This window comes from Aquabacterium sp. (genome assembly GCF_049274795.1).
Classification (GTDB): Bacteria; Pseudomonadota; Gammaproteobacteria; order Burkholderiales; family Burkholderiaceae_C; genus Aquabacterium.
On record NZ_JBASTH010000028.1, the window covers coordinates 62,327 to 80,721 of the forward strand.

Genomic DNA, 18,395 nt, shown 5'->3' on the forward strand with positions numbered 1-18,395 from the left:
TCTTGGGAAGTGTGGGGCGCGCGTGTGATCAGTTGACGAACCAGTGCTCGCGGGCCTTGAGGATCAAGGCTTTGGCCTGCTCGTCGTCGATGCCGGTCAGATCGACCAGCTCATCGACGGCCAGATCGGCCAGATCGTCGCGGGTGTGGATGCCACCTTCAGCCAGCTTGGCGATGAGCTCAGGGGTCAGACCTTCCAGACCCTTGAGGCTCTCGGACAGCGCTTCGACTTCTTCTTCCTTGGCGATTTCCATGGTCAGGAGCGCGTCCTTGGCGCGGGTGCGCAGCTCGTTGACCGTGTCTTCGTCGAAGGCTTCGATTTCCAGCATTTCCTGCAGCGGCACGTAGGCCACTTCTTCCAGGCTGGTAAAGCCTTCGGCGATCAGGATGTCGGCGACCTCTTCGTCCACATCCAGTTTCTCGACGAACAGCTTGCGGATCGAGGTGGACTCGACCTCTTGCTTCTCGGCCGATTCCTCGGCCGTCATGATGTTGATCTTCCAGCCCGTCAGCTCGGAAGCCAGACGCACGTTCTGGCCACCACGGCCGATGGCGATGGCGAGGTTCTCCTCGTCGACCACCACGTCCATGCCGTGCTGCTCTTCATCGACGAAGATGGACTGCACGTTGGCCGGGGCCAGGGCGCCGATCACGAACTGGGCCGGGTCTTCCGACCACAGCACGATGTCCACGCGCTCGCCAGCCAGTTCGTTGGTCACGGCGGTGACGCGCGAACCGCGCACGCCCACGCAGGTGCCGATCGGATCGACACGCTTGTCATGCGACAGCACGGCGATCTTTGCGCGCGAACCGGAATCACGGGCGCAGCTCTTGATCTCCAGCAGGCCCTGCTCGATCTCGGGCACTTCCTGGCGGAACAGCTCGATCATGAAATCAGGGGCGCTGCGCGACAGCATGATCTGGGGGCCACGGGCCGCGGAATCGATGCCAGCGATGTAGGCGCGAACGCGGTCACCCGAACGGAGGTTTTCCTTCGGGATCATCTCGGTGCGCTTGAGGCGGCCTTCGACACGGCCCGACTCGACGATGATGTCGCCCTTGTCCAGACGCTTGACGGTGCCCACGAAGATCTTCTCGCCACGGGCGAGGAAGTCGTTGAGCAGCTGCTCGCGCTCGGCGTCACGGATCTTCTGCAGGATGACCTGCTTGGCAGCCTGGGCGCCGATGCGACCGATGGGCACGGATTCGACGGACTCTTCAATGTAGTCATCGACTTCGATGTCGGGGATCTGCTCTTCGGCTTCGAACAGCAGGATCTCGGCGTCGGGCAACTGCAGGCCGGCCTCGTTGGGCACGACGTGCCAACGACGGAAGGTTTCGTACACGCCGGACTCGCGGTCGATGGACACGCGGATGTCGACCTCGCCGCTGTAGAGCTTCTTGGTGGCCGAGGCCAGAGCGGATTCGACGGCGCCGAAGACGACATCGCGGTCCACGCTCTTCTCGCGCGAAATGGCGTCCACCAACATCAAGAGTTCACGGTTCATTTGTTTTGATCTCCGAGTTCCTGCACCTCTGGGGCGGCAGTGTCATCGACAGCCGGGGTTGCCGCCCGACGGCCGCGTCCTTTGAAGTCGATCACGGGCACCAGACGGGCCTCGCGGACTTCATCGAACGTGAATCCCAGCACCTGCTCGACGGCGGTCTTGCCCTCGCCCTGCTTGAAGACGATCTGCCAGCTGGCAGGCGTTTCGCCCTGGGCGGGCACGGCGTCGAGCACGCCTTTGTATTTCTTGCGGCCCTGGAAGGCCAGCTTGAGCGTGATTTCGACCTCTGTCCCGACGAAACGGGCGTAGTGCGCCTCGGTCTTGAGGGGGCGGTCGAGCCCGGGGGATGAGACCTCCAGGCGGGCGTAATCGGTGTTGGCCACTTCCAGCGCGTACTGCAGCTGGCGGGTGACTTTTTCGCAGTCTTCGACAGTGACGAACTCACCGGGCAGATCGTAGGCCTGACCCGGGAGGCGGTCGATGTACACGCGCAGCAAGCCCTGCGGGCTGCGTTCGCAGTCCACAAGTTCGTAACCCAAGCCGGTCACCGTGTCTTCAACAGCCTTCAACCAGTTCATGCACCCTTGCCAATTCGATCAGGCCCCTGCTGCGCACCCAGAAACAACTTCCGGGAAGAACCAACAGGCGCCCTTGACACATCAAGAAACGCCAATGCAAAAAAAATGGGCTGGATTCCTCCGCCCACACAACTACGTGTCACAAGACGTGCCGCAAGCCTTCCAACACCCTGATTAATCAATGCCAAGGAAAGAGCCTTGCGAGCCAATCCAGGATTTTACCCTGAGGAATGCACTGCAGCAAGACTTACCCCTCAAATTCAGGCGGACGGCCATGCGCGTGCCACAATCCGCCCCGTTTTAGCCATCCTCTCCTGGAGACCTCATGGGATTTCTCGCCGGCAAACGACTGCTGATCACCGGACTGCTGTCCAACCGCTCCATCGCCTACGGCATCGCCAAGGCCTGCAAGCGCGAGGGGGCCGAGCTGGCCTTCAGCTACGTGGGCGAGCGTTTCAAGGACCGGATCACCGAATTTGCCAAGGAATTCGATTCGACCCTGATTTTCGACTGCGACGTGGGCAGCGACGAGCAGATTGAGGCGCTGTTTGCCGATCTGGCCAAGACCTGGCCCAAGTTCGACGGCTTCGTGCACTCCATCGGTTTCGCCCCCCGCGAGGCGATCGCCGGTGATTTCCTGGAAGGCCTGTCGCGTGAAGGCTTCCGCGTGGCGCACGACATCTCCAGCTACAGCTTCCCGGCGCTGGCCAAGGCTGCCCTGCCCTACCTGAACGACAAGGCCGCCCTGCTGGCCCTGACCTACCTGGGCGCCGAACGGATCGTGCCGGCCTACAACACCATGGGCCTGGCCAAAGCCTCACTGGAAGCCAGCGTGCGCTACACCGCCGCCAGCCTGGGCCCCAAGGGCATCCGTGCCAACGGCATCTCGGCTGGCCCGATCAAGACCCTGGCCGCCTCGGGCATCAAGGGTTTCAGCAAGATCCTGGACGTGGTCGAGCAGAACGCCCCTCTGCGCCGCAACGTCACCATCGACGACGTGGGCAACGTGGCCGCCTTCATGCTGTCGGACCTGTCCGCGGGCGTGACGGCCGAAATCACCTATGTGGATGCCGGCTTCAGCCACGTCATGGGTGGCCTGAGCGAACTGGGCTGATCGCCTGATCGCACAGCTGCCGCCTGCGCTCAGCGCAGGTCGATGATGTCGATCACCGGCGGCACCAGCCAGCGCAAGGGCACACGGCTTTCGCCCATGCCCGAGGTGACGTAGACCGGCACGGGGGCCCAGTCGTGCAGCCCCCGGTCGAAACCGTTCTCGCTGTCAATCACCTTCTTGTACAGACCCGGCAGCCGAATCTGGCCGCCGTGCGTGTGCCCGGCCAGCACCAGCCTGGCCATGCCCGGCTCCAGCTGCATGGCCGAATCCGGGTTGTGCATCAGCACCACGATGGGCTTGTCATGGGGCGCCGCCTGCACGGGCGCGATGCCGTCCTTGCCCGCCCAGCGATCACCCATGCCTACCAGCGTGAAGCTGCCCAGGTCGGCATGCGTGTACTCGACCGGCGTCACGCCCAGGGACACCAGGGTCTGGTGAAGCTCGCGCTCCAGCCGGGGGCCGGGGCGCTGTTCATCATGGTTGCCCGGCACCGAGTAGGCTGGCATGGTCAGGCGCTTGAGGGGCGCCAGCAACGTGGTCAGGTTCTGGTCAGGCTCGCCGGTCAGATCGCCCGCGATCAGCACGGCATCCGGTTTGAGCTCGTTGAGCCGATCAACCACCCGCTCCAGGTAAGCCGGCGATTTGTAAAGCCCCAGGTGCAGGTCTGAAATCAGGGCCACCCGGGCCGGCACGCCAATGGGGATGGCCGTCTCCTGAACCGTGATCCGGTAGCGCTCGATGAAGCGCGCATCGATGAAGACCAGCAAGGCCGCCAGCACCACCACGGCGCCCGCCCTGCGCCCCCATGACCAGCTCGCCCCGAGGCGCCACAAGCGCCAGCCCTGCCAAGCCAGCAAGGGCCAGCTCAGCCAGCTGCTCCACAACAAGGCAAGTTTCAGATACCAGGACAAGGACAAGGACACGGGTTCGTAAGCGGGAACAGGTAGCAGCATGGGTAACAGAGCGGCAGCGCGTGTCAGAGTTCCCATGGATGGAACAGGCTCTTGCCGGCTGCCCTTGCCCAATCGGCGCCAAGGCGGACAATGGGCTGCATGGTTGCCCCCGCCTCCTCCTCGCTGGTCACGCGCATCCCGCTGTTCCCGCTGCAGACGGTGTTGTTCCCGGGCGGGCGCCTGCCCCTGCGCATCTTCGAGGTGCGCTACCTGGACATGATCGCGCGCTGCCATGCGGCGGGCACCCCCTTCGGCGTGGTGTGCCTGACGCGCGGTGGCGAGGTGCGCGTGCCACGACGCCCCAGCGCGGGCAATGGCTCAGGCGCCCCGGCTTATGCCCCCGAGGCATTCCACATGGTGGGCACCTTGGCCACCATCGATGAACTGGACCGGCCTCAGCAAGGCCTGATGATGGTGCGCTGCACGGGCACGCAACGCTTCAAGCTGCGCACCAGCGAGCAATTGCGGCACGGCCTGTGGATGGGCGAAATCGAATTGCTGCCGCAAGACCCGATCGTGCCGGTGCCCGATGACCTATTGCCCGCCATGCAGGCCCTGCAGCACCTGGTGGACAACCTGTCGGCCCGCCCCGAAGGCCTGGGAGACCTACCTCTGCAGGAGCCCTACCACTGGGACGATTGCGGCTGGCTGGCCAACCGCTGGTGCGAACTGCTGCCGGTGTCGAGCGACATCAAGCAGCGCTGCATGGTGCTGGACAACCCCTTGCTGCGGCTGGAGCTGGTCAACGACATGCTCGAACGCCTGGGAATCCGGGTGCCGCACTAGCCCCCTGCTGCCGGCGGCTCCGCCTTCGGTGATGGCGTGGGTGTGGGCGCATCACCCCAGCCCTGACGCTGCCGACGACGCTGATCCTCGCGCGCCTGCTCGCGCTCCTGCGCGAACAGTTCCTCGAGTTGCTGGCGGCCCTGCTTGGCCATGGACACCATCATGCCCTCGTCACGGTGGTGCGGCCACATGCGCTCGAGCTGCGCCACGGAATGACGCCTGAAGCGCTTGGCCAACTGGCGCGCCTGGTAAGGCGGCCACCCCATCAGCTCCAGCACGCTGCGGCTGCTCATCAGGGCGGCGTCCAGGGTTTCACGCTCGATCAGCTGCACGCCACGGTCACGCAAGGCATACCAATGCTGCACATTGCGGGCGCGCGCCACGATGCTCAAGCCCGGGAAGTGCTCACGGGCGATGTCGACCAGCTTGAGGCTTTGCTCCACGTCGTCGATGGCCACCACCAGCACCCGGGCGGATGCCGCACCGGCGATGCGCAGCAGATCCAGCCGCGTGGCATCGCCGTAGTGCACCCTGAACCCGAAGCGGCGCAGGGCCGCCACCTGTTCGGCATCGTGGTCCAGCACGGTGGCCTTCAGGCCATTGGCGTAAAGCAGGCGCCCCACCACCTGGCCGTAGCGGCCGAAGCCAGCGATGATGATGGGCGCTTCCTGCGGCTCGGCCAGCGCGTGGTCAGCAGCCTGCGCCGCGCCTTGCGAGGCCGAGGTGCGGCGCCCCCAGCGGTCCACCAGCACCAGCAGCAAAGGCGTCACCAGCATGGACAAGGCCACCGTACCGATCAGGATGGAGGTGGCCTGCGGGCTGAGCAGTTGTTCACCCGCCGCCTGCTGGAACACCACGAAGGCGAACTCGCCGCCTTGCGCCAGCAGCAAGGTGAACACCGGGCGCTCGCCAGCCGGCACGCCTACCGCCCGGCCCAGCAACCACAGCACCAGTGCCTTGGCTGCCAGGAAGCCCACCAGCAGCGCCGCCACCCAGCCGGCCTGCGCCCATAGCGCCGAGAAATCGATGGACATGCCCACCGCCATGAAGAACAGGCCCAGCAGCAAGCCCTTGAAGGGCTCGACATCGGTCTCCAGCTCGCGCTTGTATTCGCTCTCGGCCAGCAGCACACCACCCAGGAAGGCGCCCAGCGCCATCGACAGGCCCACCGCCTGCATCAGGCTGGCGATGCCCACCACCAGCGCCAGCGCTGCGGCCGTGAAGATCTCGGTGGATTGGCTGCGGGCCACCCAGCGCAAGGCATGGCGCAACAGCAGGCGCCCCAGCACCACGATGCCAACGATGACGCCGACCGCCTTGAGCGCCTCGACCCACGGGTTGCCCGCGGCCGCGGCATGCGTGCCCAGCAAGGGAATCAGCGCCAGAATGGGAATGGCGGCCACATCCTGGAACAGCAGGATGGCAAAGCCCGCCTGCCCACCGGAGGTGCCCAGCAGATTGCGCTCGTGCATGACCTGCAGGGACACGGCCGTGGACGACAGCGCCAGGCCCAACGCAGCCACCACCGCCACCGGCCAGGACACGCCACAGGCCAGCGCGACACCGCCCAGCACCGCGGCGCAGCCCAACAATTGCACGCTGCCCCAGCCGAAGATGGGCCGACGCAAAGCCCACAGCCTGGGAGGCTCCAGCTCCAGCCCGATCAGGAAGAGCATGAGCACCACACCGAACTCGGCCACGTGCAGGATGGATTCCGTGTCCCGCACCAGGCCCAGCCCGAAGGGGCCGATGGCGATGCCGGCCGCCAGGTAGCCGATGATGGAACCCAGGCCGAGCTTCTTGGCCAGGGGCACCGCGATGATGGCCGCGCCCAGGTAGACCAGGGCCGCTGCCAGCCAGTTGCTGTGTTCCATGGTCTCAGGCCTCCTGCGGGCGATCGGTGTCGGGCACGCGGCACTCCGGGCAATCGCCCAATTCCGCCATTTCGGGCCACTGCGGGTAGCTGGCCAGGCGCTGCTGGTAGACATCGGCATGCGCCTGCAGATCAGCCTCGCTCACGGCATGGGCGCCATGCAGCACCAGCGGTGGCAGGAAGCGCAGCCCGCACAGGGCGGCCGTCTGTTCATACGGCGGCACGAAGGCGTCGAAGAAGTAGCGGTTGTAGCCCTGCGGGTGGTAGGCGGACGCCGGCCCACCGGTGCTCACTGACAGCCACAGGTCCTTGCCGCGCAAGGCATGCCCATCATGACCATAGGCCCAACCGTGCGCCAGCACCTCATCGAGCCAGAGCTTCATCAGGGGTGGCATGCTGTACCAGTGCAGAGGGTGCTGCCACACGATCAGATCGGCATTGGCCAGCAAGGCCTGCTCGGCTGACACGTCGATGTCGAAATCGGGGTACAGGGCGTACAGGTCACGCACCTGGACCTGCGAGCCCACGCTGGCCGCGGCCTGCAGGAGCCGATGGTTGACGCGGGAATGGCGCAGATCCGGGTGGGCAGCCAGGACAAGGATGCGGGGGGCTTCGGGCATGGTGTGGATCAGGATTTCTCAGGCCGTGTCTTTGGCGTCTTCGAGATCGCCCGCGTGCGTTTCCATCCAGGCGGCCAGCGAGGCCAGGGGCTTGCGCAGGGTTTTGCCCAACGGGGTGACGTGGTATTCGACACGGGGCGGCACTTCGGCGTAGACCTTGCGGTGCACCAGGCCACGCTGCTCGAAGGCACGCAACTGGCGCGTGAGCTCCTTCTGCGTGATGGGGGCCACGGCGCGCTGCAACTCACCGAAGCGTACCGGCGCATCGATCAGGATCAGCCGGTAGAGGATGGGGATGGCCCATTTGCCGGACACCAGATCGACGAAGCGCACCATGGGGCAGCGCGCCACGGCATGGGTTGCATCATCAATTGGCATGGTTTCCTGGCGCCTCATTAGTATCCAAACGGTGCCTACTATACATTGCATACCAATGGATCAACAATGGGCCATCGACACCCTTGCGAAGGCACACGGCCATGGCTGGCAGACTCCATGACAAGTACACCCTCATCACCGGCGGCACGGGCGGCATCGGGCTGGAAACAGCGCGCCGCTTCCTGGCCGAAGGTGCCCATGTGGCCATCACCGGGCGCAACGAAGCCGCACTGAAGGCCGCTGGGCAAAGCCTGGGGCCACAGGCCCTGCTGCTGCACAGCGATGCCGGCCGGCTTGAGGACCAGGCGGCATTGGCCCGGCAACTGCGTGAGCATTGGCCCCGGCTGGATGCCGTCTTCGTGAACGCAGGCGATGTAACCCACCGCCCGGTCGAAGCCTGGGACGAAGCCACCTACGATCAGTTGATGACCACCAACCTCAAGGGGCCCTTCTTTTTGCTGCAGACGCTGCTGCCGCTGCTGGCCAATCCCTCGTCGGTGATCCTGTGCGGCTCGGTCAGCGCGCACATCGGGCTGCCGCAGAGCGGCGTCTGCGCATCTGGTGCGGCCAACTGACCGACCCGGCCCTGCCCCTGCTGTTCATGGTGGGCTGCCAGTGCACGGGCGTGTTCGTCACGATCTACAACGATGCGGGCTTTCGGCTGCTGGCGCCGCCCTTCGGGCTGAGCCCCACGCAGATCGGCCTGATCTTCTGTGCCTACGTGTTCGGCATGGCAGCGTCCTCGGCGGCTGGCGGCATGGCCGACAAGCTGAGGCAAGCACCCGTGCTGATTGCGGGCGTGTTGACCACCACGGTGGGCGTGCTGATGACCTTGTGGCCCCACCTGATCGGTGCCATCGGCGGCATCGTGATCCTGGCCATCGGCTTTTTCATGACCCATGCCGTGGCCAGTGGCTGGGTGGGGCGCATGGCCGGTGCGCACAAGGGGCATGCGGCCTCGCTCTACCTGCTGGCCTACTACCTGGGCTCCAGCGTGCTGGGGTCGATCAGGGGTTGGTTCTGGGAGCACGGCGGCTGGCTGGGTGTGTGCCTGTTCGCACTGGCAAGCGCCGGGATCATGATGGGCTGCGCCCTGAAACTGCGGCAATCGCGGATGCCCTTCTCATCAACGAGCGCCACTTTGCCCACCTCCAACGCCACGGCTCCTTCCAACGACTGAGCTCCGCACTTTGAACCGTCTGCCATAGATCTTCTTCGGCATCGACTTGAAAGCGGCTCAGGCAACTAGTTGTATAGCGAATTAATTACCATTACACTGCGGCCATGTTCGATCAATGCCTGTACTTCAACACCTCGGCCCTGGCCCGCCGGCTGGACAAGGAGTGGTCCGACGCCTTTGCGCCCTTCGGGCTCACGCCATCGCAGGCCTTCATGCTGCGCGCCCTGCTGGACCGCCCAGGCCTGTTGCAACGTGAACTGTCAGATGCCTTGTCGATCTCCCGCTCCACGGCCACGCGGGCGCTGGACCACCTGGAGGCCAAGGGCCATGTCGAGCGCCACAAGGCAGGCAGCGACGGCCGCGAAGTCGCCCTCTTCCCCACGCCTCAGGCCATGAAGATCAAGGCCGCTCTCAACGAGGCCAGCGGTGCCGTCACCGCCCGGCTCAAGAAGGTTCTGGGCGCACAGCACTTCACCGACACGGTCAGCCAGATCAAAGGCGTGCGTTCAGCCTTGGAATGAGTGCATTTTCAAAACCCAAATAGTTGTATAGCGAATTATTTTCAAACGGAGCCCGATCATGCCCATCCTGAACGTGAAAGTCAGCGCCACGCGCAGCCCCGAAACCACCCAGCGCATCGCCAGCCTGCTGCTGGAGTTGACCACCCGCATCCTGCACAAGGATCCGAAGGTCACGGCCATCGCCATCGATTACGTTCCCCGCGAGGACTGGATCGTGGGCGGGCGCACGCTGGCCGAGCAAGGCAAGCACAGCGTCTACTTCGACATCAAGATCACAGACGAGACCAACACCAAGGCCGAGAAGGCCCAGTACATCCGCGAGGCCTTCGATGGTTTCGCGGCCCTGCTGGGCGATCTGCATGAGGAGAGCTATATCTACGTGCAGGATGTGCGGGCCGCGGCCTACGGTTATGGCGGCCGCACGCAGGAGTGGCGCTACCAGCACGCCTGAGGGAACGACAGCGCCGGGCTCAATCCCCGCCCGACACCTTGCCCCGAAGGCGCTTCACGCCGGACCGGCTGGCCTTGCCCTCCAGCCGGCGCTTCTTGGACGCCAGCGTGGGCCGCGTGGGCCTGCGCTTCTTGGGTGGCACGGCCACGCTGTCCACCAGGGCCTGCAGGCGTTCGAGCGCTTCGGCACGGTTCTGCTCCAGGCTGCGGCTGGTCTGCGCCTTGATCACGACCACGCCATCCTGCGTGATGCGCTGGTCGCTCAAGGCCATCAACCGTTCCTTGATCACCTCCGGCAGGCTGGAATCCGGGATGGAGAAACGCAGGTGCACCGAGTTGGACACCTTGTTGACATTTTGTCCGCCCGCGCCCTGGGCACGGATGGCCGAGAGCTCGATCTCGTCTTCGCGCAGGGCAATGAGGGGGGCTGGGGGCTTCATGGTGTCTGTGGTCCTGGGCAGCACTGTAGGCCATGGCGGCCGCATCCCTGCGCCGGCTGAGGCTTTGCCAAAGCCAGATGGCACATGCAGCGCCAACGCTTATAGTGATCTGGTCCCGCTGCCTGCAGACGCGCTCAAGACGTCGATCGTTTCACCATCCACGTTCCTGGAGATTTGAATGGCCCAGTACCAGATCGCCGTGGTCGTCGGCAGCCTACGCCGCGACTCCTTCAACCGCAAACTGGCGCATGCGCTGACCAAGCTGGCGCCGCCGGAGTTCACGTTCAAGCTGGTCGAGATCGGCGATCTGCCGCTGTACAACCAGGATGACGACGGCTCACCGGCCGAGTCGGTCAAGCGCCTGAAATCCGAGATCAGCGCGGCCCAGGGCCTGCTGTTCTTCACGCCCGAGTACAACCGCTCCATCCCCGGCGTGCTCAAGAACGCGCTGGACCACGCCTCACGCCCCTATGGGCAGAGCGTGTGGAAGGGCAAGCCGGCCGGCGTGATCGGCGTGTCCGTCGGGGCCATTGGCACCGCGCTGGCACAGCAGCACCTGCGCAATATCCTGGCCTACCTGGATGTGCCCACCCTGGGCCAGCCCGAGGCCTTCATCCAGGCCAAGGACGGGCTGTTCGATGCCGACGGCAACGTCGGCGAAGGCAGCAAGCAGTTCCTGCAGGGCTGGGTGGACCAGTACGTGGCCTGGGTCAAACGCCACTCGGGCTAAGCCGGAACACCGACACCGCCTGGGCCAGTTGCGCGGCCTGGTGCTTGAGGCTTTCGGCCGCCGCGGCCGATTCCTCCACCAGCGCGGCGTTCTGCTGCGTGACCTGATCGAGCTGGTTCACGGCATCACCGATCTGGCCGATGCCCGTGCTCTGCTCCAGGCTGGCGGTGGTGATCTCGCCGATCAGGTCGGACACGCGCTGAACCTGGTTGACCACCTTGCTCATGGTCTCGCCGGCGGTGTGCACCAGGCGTGAGCCGTTCTCCACCTTCTCGACGCTCTCGCCGATCAGGCTCTTGATCTCCCGCGCGGCCTGGGCGCTGCGTTGCGCCAAGGAGCGTACCTCGCCGGCCACCACGGCAAAGCCACGGCCCTGCTCACCCGCCCGCGCGGCTTCCACCGCGGCATTGAGCGCCAGGATGTTGGTCTGGAAAGCGATGCCGTCGATCACGCCGATGATGTCGGCCACCTTGCGTGAGCTGGTGGTGATGTCTTCCATCGTGGCGACCACCTGGCCCACCACCGCACCGCCATCCACGGCCACGGCCGAAGCATTGGTGGCCAGTTGAGACGCCTCACGGGCCGTCTCGGCGTTCTGCTTCACGGTGGCCGTGAGCTGTTCCATCGACGCGGCCGTTTCCTGCAGATTGCTGGCCTGCTCTTCGGTGCGCTGAGACAGGTCGGCATTGCCGGTGGCGATCTGGGCCGAACCCGTGGCGATGGAATCCGAGCTGTTGCGCACCGAGGCGACGATGCCGCGCAGGGATTCGACCATGTGCCCCATGGCCTGCGTGAGCTGCCCGATCTCGTCATGGCTGTCGGTCTGGACCTGAACGCTCAGATCTCCATTGGCGATGGCTTCGGCCGCGGCCTGCACACGGCGCACGGGCAACACCACTGAACGCGTCAGCCACCAGGCCAGCAAGCCACCGGCCAAGGCGGCCAGCAGCGTGCCGATGATCAGGGCGGTGATGCCCTGGCGCGCCACCGTGCTGGCCTCTTCACGGGTCTGAGCCATGAAATCCTGCTGGTAGTCGGCCAGCTTCTCGACGGCATCGAGGTAGGCCTTGGCCGCCGGGAACACCTTGTCGAGCACCTCGGCGTTGACGTTCTCACCCGCGTCCTTGCGCTTGAGCAGGGCATTGCGCTGTGACTGGAAAGCCTCGCGCTGCGTGGTGATCACCTCGATCAGGCGGCGGGCCTCGTCGGTGTTCGCCAGTTCGTTCATGCGCTTGATGCGCTCGGTGGTGGCTGCCACCGTGACCTTGAGCTCATCCTTCACGCGAGCCACGGCGGCCTCGTCGGTGGCGAAGAAGAGCACCCAGGTGCGTGCGGTGTTGGCTTCGATGGCGCGGGCCCAGCTTTGGCTCAGCACCAGCATCTCGGCATCCTGGCCGCCCAGCTGATCGGTGATGGCATCCACCGCCCTGATCCGCTGAACCCCTACCCCGGCCGCGATCAGGCTGAGCAGGATCAAAGCGGCGAAGCCTATTGCCAGGCGCGTGCCCAGCTTGAGATGTCTGAAAAAGTCCATGGCACCCTCGTGTTTCTGCTGTGTGAGCTGGCCGGCCCATCAGCGCCGGGGCGGATGCGACCGTGGCGCGACTCAGGACTGCACAGCCGGTCTGTCCTTATCGACAGATCGGGGAAACGACTTGATGCCAGCAGGTGAAAATTCAGGCTGCGGGCGCACTGGCAGAAGCCAGCAAGGTCCGCGTGTAGGGGTGCGTGGGCGATGCCAGCAGTTGGGCGGCCGGCCCTGCCTCGACGATGTCACCGTCCTTCATCACGATGACGTGGTGGGCCATGGCAGCCACTACGTCCACATCGTGCGTGATCAAGAGGTAGCTCAGGCCACGCTCGCGCTGCAGGCGCTGCAGCAGGGCCAGCACCTGCTTCTGGATGGTCACATCGAGCGCGCTGGTCGGCTCGTCAAGCACCAGCACCGAAGGCTCGACGATCAGCGCGCGGGCCAGGGCCAGGCGCTGCCGCTGCCCACCGGAGAACTCGTGCGGGTAGCGCTCCAGCAAGCGGGGGAATGCCGCCTCCGTCAGGCCGACATCGGCCAGGGTGGCCAGCACACGCTCGCGCCGCTGTGCCTCGGTCAAGTTGGGGTGATGGATGCCCAGGCCCTCTTCCACCAGTTCGCCAACCGTCAAACGGGGCGAAAGAGATGAGAACGGGTCCTGGAACACCACCTGCACGATGCGGCGCAGGGGCTTGTCGGGCTGGGGCTTGAACTGCCAGGCCTGGCCTTGCACCTGCAGCACGCCTGTAGCCGGTTGCAGGCCCAGCGCGGCCAGGGCCAGCGTGGACTTGCCTGAGCCCGATTCACCGATCACACCCAGGGTCTGGCCAGCGTTCAGGCGCCAATCCGCACCCTTCACGGCCACGAACTCCCCCGACTTGAACCAGCCCTGGATGCCCGGCCTGGGCACGGGGTAGCTCACGCGCAGGCCGCGGGCCTCGATCAAAGGGGCCGCGTCAGGTGAGGGCTCGATCACATCGCGCACCGGCTTGCTGTCCAGCAGCTTGCGCGTGTAGGCATGCTTGGGCTGGGCGAACACATCGGCCACGGCGCCCTGCTCCACCAGCACGCCATGCTCCATCACGGCCACGCGGTCGGCGAAGCGGCGCACCAGGTTCAGGTCGTGCGTGATCATCAGCACGGCCATGCCATGGCGTCGCTGCAGATCGGCCAGCAGGTCCAGGATCTGCTGGCGCAAGGTCACATCGAGCGCGGTGGTGGGCTCGTCCGCCAGCAGCAGCTTGGGCTCGCAGGCCAGGGCCATGGCGATCATGGCGCGTTGACGCTGGCCGCCGGAAAGCTGGTGCGGAAAAGATCGCGCGCGTCGCTCGGGCTCGGGGATGCCGGTGCTGTCCAGCAGATCCACGGCACGCCGCCAGGCCTGCGCCTTGGACAAGGCCTGGTGCAGCTCCACCACCTCGGCAATCTGGTCGCCGATGGTGAACAGCGGGTTGAGCGCCGTCATGGGCTCCTGGAAGATCACCGCCACATCCTGCCCACGGATGCCGCGCAAGGTACGCTCGGGCAAGGTCAGCAGTTCGCGCGGCCCTTCGGGCGCGACATCGAGCACTGCGCGGCCCGTGGCCCAGGCCTGGGGCACCAGGCGCAGCAGGCTCATCGCCGTGATGGTCTTGCCCGAGCCCGATTCGCCCACCAGCGCCAGCTTTTCACCGGGGCGGATGTCAAAGCTCACGCCCTTGACCACGGTCTTGTCCCCAAAACCGATTCGAAGGTCACGCACGGACAGCAATGGGCGAGCGCCCTGATCAGCAAGGCCGCTCATGCGTTCATCTCCTTGCGGGGGTCGAGCGCATCGCGCAGGGCATCGCCCATGAAGGTCAACAGCAGCAGGGTCGTGACCAGCACCACGAAGGTCGACACCACGATCCACCAGCAATCCAGGTTGTTCTTGCCCTGGTTGAGCAGCTCGCCCAGGCTGGCCGTGTCAGGCGGCACGCCCAGGCCCAGGAAATCCAGCGAGGTCAATGCCAGGATCGCCGCGCTCATGCGGAACGGCAGGAAGGTGACCACGGGCGTGAGGCTGTTGGGGAGCACGTGCCGCCAAATGATCTGGCCATTGCTCAGGCCCAATGCACGTGCGGAGCGCACGTAATCAAGCTGGCGGTTGCGCAGGAACTCCGCGCGCACGTAATCGGACAAGCCCATCCATCCGAACAGGCTGAGCAGCACCAACAGCAGGCCCACGCTGGGGTCGAACACCGATGCGAAGATGATCAGGAGATAGAGCTCGGGCATGGAGCCCCAGATCTCGATCAGGCGCTGGAAGGTCAGGTCCGTGCGCCCGCCGTAGAAGCCCTGGATGGCGCCGGTGAGCACCCCCAGCACCACCCCGATCGCCGTCAGCGCCAGCGCGAAAAGCACCGACACCCTGAAGCCGTAGAGCAACCGGGCCAGCACGTCGCGCCCCCGGTCATCGGTGCCCAGCCAGTTGTCGCTGGAGGGCGGCGACGGGTTGGGCTCCTTGGCGAAGTAGTTGATGGTGTTGAAGTGATTGCGGTTGGGCGGATACAGCGCGAAGTTGCCCGGCTTGTCGAACTGCTCGACGATGAAGGGATCGAGGTAATCCGTGGGCGTGTCGAAATCACCGCCGAACGCGGTCTCGGGCACATCCTGGAAGATGGGCGCGTACCAGTGGCCGTTGTAGCGCGCGATCAGGGGCTTGTCGTTGGACAGCACCTCGGCGAAGAGGCTGATCACCACCAGCACACTGAAGATGATCAGGCTCCAGTAGCCCAGGCGGTGGCGCTTGAAGCGCAGCCAGGCGCGGCGCGCAGGCGATGTTGATGAGGCCTGGGAAGCGGCGGCAGTGGGCATGGGCGCAGAGGTGGTTTGGCTCATGTCCGTCCCGTCAGTCGAACTTCACCCGGGGGTCGACCCAGACGTAGCACAGGTCGCTGACCAGCTTGGTGAGCAGCCCGATCAGCGTGAAGAGGTAGAAGGTGCCCAGCACGACCGGGTAGTCACGCCGGATCACGGATTCATAGCCCAGCAAGCCCAGCCCGTCGAGCGAGAACAGGGTTTCGATCAGCAGCGCGCCCGTGAAGAAGGCCCCGATGAAGGCCGCCGGAAAGCCCGTGATGATGGGGATCAGCGCGTTGCGGAACACGTGCTTCCACAGCACGCGGCGCTCTTCCAGGCCCTTGGCCCGCGCGGTGATCACGTACTGCTTGCGGATCTCTTCGAGGAAGGCGTTCTTGGTCAGCATGGTCAGCGTGGCAAAGCTGCCCACCACGCTGGCCGTGACCGGCAGCGCGATGTGCCACAGGTAATCCACCACCTTGCCCCACAGGCTCAGTTCATCCCAGTTGGGCGACGTGAGCCCGCGCAGCGGGAACCAGGCCAGGAAGGTGCCGCCACCGAACAGCACCAGCAGCAGCACGCCCAGCACGAAGCCCGGGATGGCATAGCCGAACAGCACGATGATGCTGGTGACCAGGTCGAAGCGGCTGCCGGCACGCACCGCCTTGGCAATGCCCAGCGGCACCGATATCAGGTAACTGAGCACGAAGGTCCATAGGCCCAGCGTGATGGACACGGGCAGTTTTTCCTTGATCAGGCCCCACACGTCCTGGTGGTGGAAGAAGCTCTTGCCCAGGTCGAACTTGGCGAAGGAGACGACCATCTGCACGAAGCGCTCATGGGGCGGCTTGTCGAAACCGTAGAGCTTCTTGATCTCTTCGATCTGGGCGGCATCCACGCCCTGGCGGCCACGGTAGCCGGCGCCGCTGGAGCCTGCAGCCTCGCCCCCGCCACCGCCCTGCCCCCGCAACTGGGCCACCATCTGCTCCACCGGGCCGCCAGGCACGAACTGGATCACCCCGAAGGTGATGGCCAGAGCCCCCAGCAGGGTCGGGATCATCAGCAGCATGCGCTTGAGGATGTAGGACCACATGGGCGTCACTTCCCGGGTTGCTTGGCCCACCAGGTGGACAGGATCCAGTTTTCAGGCTGGTAGTACAGCGGCATCACCGATGGCTCGGCGAAGCGATGATTCCAGTAGGCCACCCGGTGCGTGGGCGAGTGCCAATGGGTGACGGTGAGGTGCTCGAAACGCAGCACGCGGTCCAGCGACTTGAGCGCCGCGGCCAGCTCGGGGCGGCTGTGCGCGCTGATCACCTTGTCCAGCAGCGCGTCCACCGCCGGGTTCTTGATGCCCAGGATGTTGTTGGAACCTTCGATGTCAGCCGACTTGGAACTGAAGCGATCAACCAGTTCGTTGCCAGGCGCCAGGCTGCCCAACAGACGATTGATGGTGATGTCGTAGTCGAAGACATCCATGCGCTTTTGCAGCACCGCAAAATCCGTCATCTTGTAGCGTGCGGTGATGCCCAGCTTGGCCAGGTTCTGCATGTAAGGCGTCAGCACGCGGGCCATGCTGCTGGTGCTTTCCAGGAACTCCACCTCGAAGATCACACCCTCGGCGTTGCGCAGCGCGCCATCGCGGTAGGTCCAGCCCGCCTCGGCCAGCAGACGGCGGGCTTCGCGCAGGTTGGCCCGCAGGCTGCCAGGCGGGTTGGTGTTGGGCGGCAACGGCACGGGCTGGGTGAACAGCTCAGGGCGCAGGTGCTTGCGCAGGGGCTCCAGCAGCGCCAGCTCGTCAGGGCCGGGCAGGTCACGCGCCTCGAAATCGCCATCGCCAAAGTAGCCCTTGACCCGTGTGTAGGCGTTGAAGAACAGCTGGCGGTTCATCCACTCGTAGTCCATCGCCAGGTTGAGGGCGCGGCGCACACGGGGGTCCTTGAACTTGGCCCGGCGCGTGTTCAGGAAGTAACCCTGGAAATCAGAAGCGTTGTGGTGCTTGAGTTCGCGGCGCACCAGCTCACCGCTGTCGAACTTGGCACCGATGTAGCGGCGCGCCCATTCACGGGCCGAGAACACCTGGACCATGTCGAACTCACCGGCCTTGAAGGCCTCGAGCTTGGCCGTGTCGTCCTGGTAGACCTTCTCGGTGATGCGGTCGAAGTTGTAGTGCCCCTTGCGCACGTTCAGGTCACGGGCCCAGTAATTGGGGTCACGCTCGTAGGTGATGTCCTTGCCGAAGTTGACGCGGCCGATGCGGTAGGGCCCCGAGGCGATGGGGATGTCGGTGATGATCTGGTCGAAAGGCTTGAGCTTGCCGTCCTTGCCCATCCCCCACTTGTGGCTGAAGACGGGCATGGAGCCAGCCAGCAGTGGCAGCTCGGCGTTGGCGCGCTTGAAATCGAAGCGCACGGTGCGTTGGTCGACAATGGTGACGCCCTGGATCTCACCGAACACGGAGCGGAAGGCCGGCGCGGCCTGCTTGCTCATCAGGCGGTCGAACGAGCTTTTCACATCGACGGCCAGCACGGCATCGCCATTGTGAAAACGCGCCTTGGGGTTCAGGCGAAAGGTGGCCGAGCGCTTGTCGGCAGCCACCTCGATGTCCTCGGCCAGCAGGCCATAGGAGGTGGTCGGCTCGTCCAGGTTGCCGGTGAGCAGGGTCTCGAAGACCAGCTCGCCCAGGTCGGGCGGCGCGTTGCCCTTCAGGGTGAAGGGGTTGTACTTGTCGAAGTTGGTGATGCGCAGGGGCGGCACCAGCGTGATCTGGCCACCCTTGGGCGCATCCGGGTTGACGTACTCGAAGTGAGTGAAGCCGGGCGGGTACTTGATGTCCCCGAACAGCGCATAGGCGTGGTCAGCCCAGGCGGGCAGGCAGGCACTGAACAGGAGGAAGGTCCAGAACAAACGCATGCCG

The 18,395-nt window shown here is 65.2% G+C and carries 19 protein-coding genes; 7 read left to right on the plus strand and 12 right to left on the minus strand.

Annotation, left to right across the window (positions count from 1 at the left end; translation table 11 throughout):
- Window positions 1-28: 28 nt before the first annotated feature.
- Both nusA and rimP read right to left on the minus strand, forming a co-directional pair.
- On the minus strand, window positions 29-1,507 hold the full coding sequence (gene nusA / locus WAQ08_RS04310; protein WP_422189402.1) for a transcription termination factor NusA: 1,479 nt from the start codon (window positions 1,505-1,507) through the stop codon (window positions 29-31).
- The gene (rimP, locus tag WAQ08_RS04315) at window positions 1,504-2,085 is read right to left on the minus strand and encodes a ribosome maturation factor RimP (protein ID WP_422189403.1); all 582 of its coding nucleotides are present in this window, start codon (window positions 2,083-2,085) and stop codon (window positions 1,504-1,506) included. Before rimP ends, nusA begins: the two co-directional genes overlap by 4 nt.
- A 325-nt stretch (window positions 2,086-2,410) precedes the next feature.
- On the opposite strand from rimP, the gene fabI reads away from it, so the two are divergent.
- Complete coding sequence (gene fabI, locus WAQ08_RS04320) at window positions 2,411-3,199, plus strand: enoyl-ACP reductase FabI (protein ID WP_422189404.1); 789 nt, start codon at window positions 2,411-2,413, stop codon at window positions 3,197-3,199.
- A 29-nt stretch (window positions 3,200-3,228) separates the two neighbouring features.
- On the opposite strand, the gene WAQ08_RS04325 is transcribed toward fabI, so the two are convergent.
- A complete protein-coding gene (locus WAQ08_RS04325) occupies window positions 3,229-4,152 on the minus strand; it encodes a metallophosphoesterase (protein WP_422189405.1) in 924 nt (307 codons plus the stop codon).
- Window positions 4,153-4,251: 99 nt separating this feature from the next.
- Here WAQ08_RS04325 and WAQ08_RS04330 point away from each other — a divergent pair, with 99 nt between their 5' ends.
- Window positions 4,252-4,938 (plus strand): LON peptidase substrate-binding domain-containing protein, encoded by a 687-nt coding sequence (locus WAQ08_RS04330; RefSeq protein WP_422189406.1) that lies wholly within the window; start codon window positions 4,252-4,254, stop codon window positions 4,936-4,938.
- Here the strand turns inward: WAQ08_RS04330 and kefC are convergent.
- Genes kefC through WAQ08_RS04345 form a run of 3 tightly spaced genes read right to left on the minus strand, consistent with a single transcriptional unit; the run spans window position 4,935 to window position 7,809 of the window.
- Complete coding sequence (kefC, locus tag WAQ08_RS04335; RefSeq protein ID WP_422189407.1) at window positions 4,935-6,812, minus strand: glutathione-regulated potassium-efflux system protein KefC; 1,878 nt, start codon at window positions 6,810-6,812, stop codon at window positions 4,935-4,937. The two genes, WAQ08_RS04330 and kefC, sit on opposite strands and share 4 nt — an antisense overlap.
- A gap of 4 nt (window positions 6,813-6,816) precedes the next feature.
- The gene (locus tag WAQ08_RS04340; RefSeq protein ID WP_422189408.1) at window positions 6,817-7,431 is read right to left on the minus strand and encodes an NAD(P)H-dependent oxidoreductase; all 615 of its coding nucleotides are present in this window, start codon (window positions 7,429-7,431) and stop codon (window positions 6,817-6,819) included.
- 18 nt (window positions 7,432-7,449) lie between these two features.
- On the minus strand, window positions 7,450-7,809 hold the full coding sequence (locus tag WAQ08_RS04345) for a winged helix-turn-helix transcriptional regulator (RefSeq protein ID WP_422189409.1): 360 nt from the start codon (window positions 7,807-7,809) through the stop codon (window positions 7,450-7,452).
- Between the two features lie 101 nt (window positions 7,810-7,910).
- Here WAQ08_RS04345 and WAQ08_RS04350 point away from each other — a divergent pair, with 101 nt between their 5' ends.
- The 4 genes from WAQ08_RS04350 to WAQ08_RS04365 all read left to right on the plus strand — a co-directional run bounded on the left by WAQ08_RS04350 (window position 7,911) and on the right by WAQ08_RS04365 (window position 9,961).
- Window positions 7,911-8,384 carry an SDR family NAD(P)-dependent oxidoreductase gene (locus WAQ08_RS04350; protein ID WP_422189410.1) on the plus strand — a complete coding sequence of 158 codons (474 nt, stop codon included), beginning with the start codon at window positions 7,911-7,913 and terminating at the stop codon, window positions 8,382-8,384.
- Complete coding sequence (locus WAQ08_RS04355) at window positions 8,315-8,989, plus strand: MFS transporter (protein WP_422189411.1); 675 nt, start codon at window positions 8,315-8,317, stop codon at window positions 8,987-8,989. Before WAQ08_RS04350 ends, WAQ08_RS04355 begins: the two co-directional genes overlap by 70 nt.
- A 104-nt stretch (window positions 8,990-9,093) precedes the next feature.
- Window positions 9,094-9,510 carry a MarR family winged helix-turn-helix transcriptional regulator gene (locus WAQ08_RS04360; RefSeq protein WP_422189412.1) on the plus strand — a complete coding sequence of 139 codons (417 nt, stop codon included), beginning with the start codon at window positions 9,094-9,096 and terminating at the stop codon, window positions 9,508-9,510.
- Between the two features lie 58 nt (window positions 9,511-9,568).
- Window positions 9,569-9,961 carry a tautomerase family protein gene (locus WAQ08_RS04365; protein ID WP_422189413.1) on the plus strand — a complete coding sequence of 131 codons (393 nt, stop codon included), beginning with the start codon at window positions 9,569-9,571 and terminating at the stop codon, window positions 9,959-9,961.
- A 19-nt stretch (window positions 9,962-9,980) separates the two neighbouring features.
- Here WAQ08_RS04365 and arfB read toward each other — a convergent pair whose 3' ends face one another.
- Entirely contained in the window at window positions 9,981-10,400 is a 420-nt protein-coding gene (gene arfB / locus WAQ08_RS04370) for an alternative ribosome rescue aminoacyl-tRNA hydrolase ArfB (RefSeq protein ID WP_422189414.1), read from the minus strand.
- Between the two features lie 178 nt (window positions 10,401-10,578).
- Here arfB and WAQ08_RS04375 point away from each other — a divergent pair, with 178 nt between their 5' ends.
- Window positions 10,579-11,130: an NADPH-dependent FMN reductase gene (locus WAQ08_RS04375; protein WP_422189415.1), complete on the plus strand. Its 552-nt coding sequence runs from the start codon at window positions 10,579-10,581 to the stop codon at window positions 11,128-11,130.
- Here WAQ08_RS04375 and WAQ08_RS04380 read toward each other — a convergent pair.
- The 5 genes from WAQ08_RS04380 to WAQ08_RS04400 all read right to left on the minus strand — a co-directional run bounded on the left by WAQ08_RS04380 (window position 11,111) and on the right by WAQ08_RS04400 (window position 18,391).
- Window positions 11,111-12,664, minus strand: a complete 1,554-nt coding sequence (locus WAQ08_RS04380) for a methyl-accepting chemotaxis protein (RefSeq protein ID WP_422189416.1) — start codon at window positions 12,662-12,664, stop codon at window positions 11,111-11,113. The two genes, WAQ08_RS04375 and WAQ08_RS04380, sit on opposite strands and share 20 nt — an antisense overlap.
- Window positions 12,665-12,806: 142 nt before the next feature.
- The gene (locus tag WAQ08_RS04385; RefSeq protein WP_422189417.1) at window positions 12,807-14,441 is read right to left on the minus strand and encodes an ABC transporter ATP-binding protein; all 1,635 of its coding nucleotides are present in this window, start codon (window positions 14,439-14,441) and stop codon (window positions 12,807-12,809) included.
- Window positions 14,438-15,517: an ABC transporter permease gene (locus WAQ08_RS04390; protein WP_422189418.1), complete on the minus strand. Its 1,080-nt coding sequence runs from the start codon at window positions 15,515-15,517 to the stop codon at window positions 14,438-14,440. Before WAQ08_RS04390 ends, WAQ08_RS04385 begins: the two co-directional genes overlap by 4 nt.
- 10 nt (window positions 15,518-15,527) lie before the next feature.
- The gene (locus WAQ08_RS04395) at window positions 15,528-16,571 is read right to left on the minus strand and encodes a microcin C ABC transporter permease YejB (RefSeq protein WP_422189419.1); all 1,044 of its coding nucleotides are present in this window, start codon (window positions 16,569-16,571) and stop codon (window positions 15,528-15,530) included.
- 5 nt (window positions 16,572-16,576) lie between these two features.
- Window positions 16,577-18,391: an extracellular solute-binding protein gene (locus WAQ08_RS04400; RefSeq protein ID WP_422189420.1), complete on the minus strand. Its 1,815-nt coding sequence runs from the start codon at window positions 18,389-18,391 to the stop codon at window positions 16,577-16,579.
- Window positions 18,392-18,395: the final 4 nt, after the last annotated feature.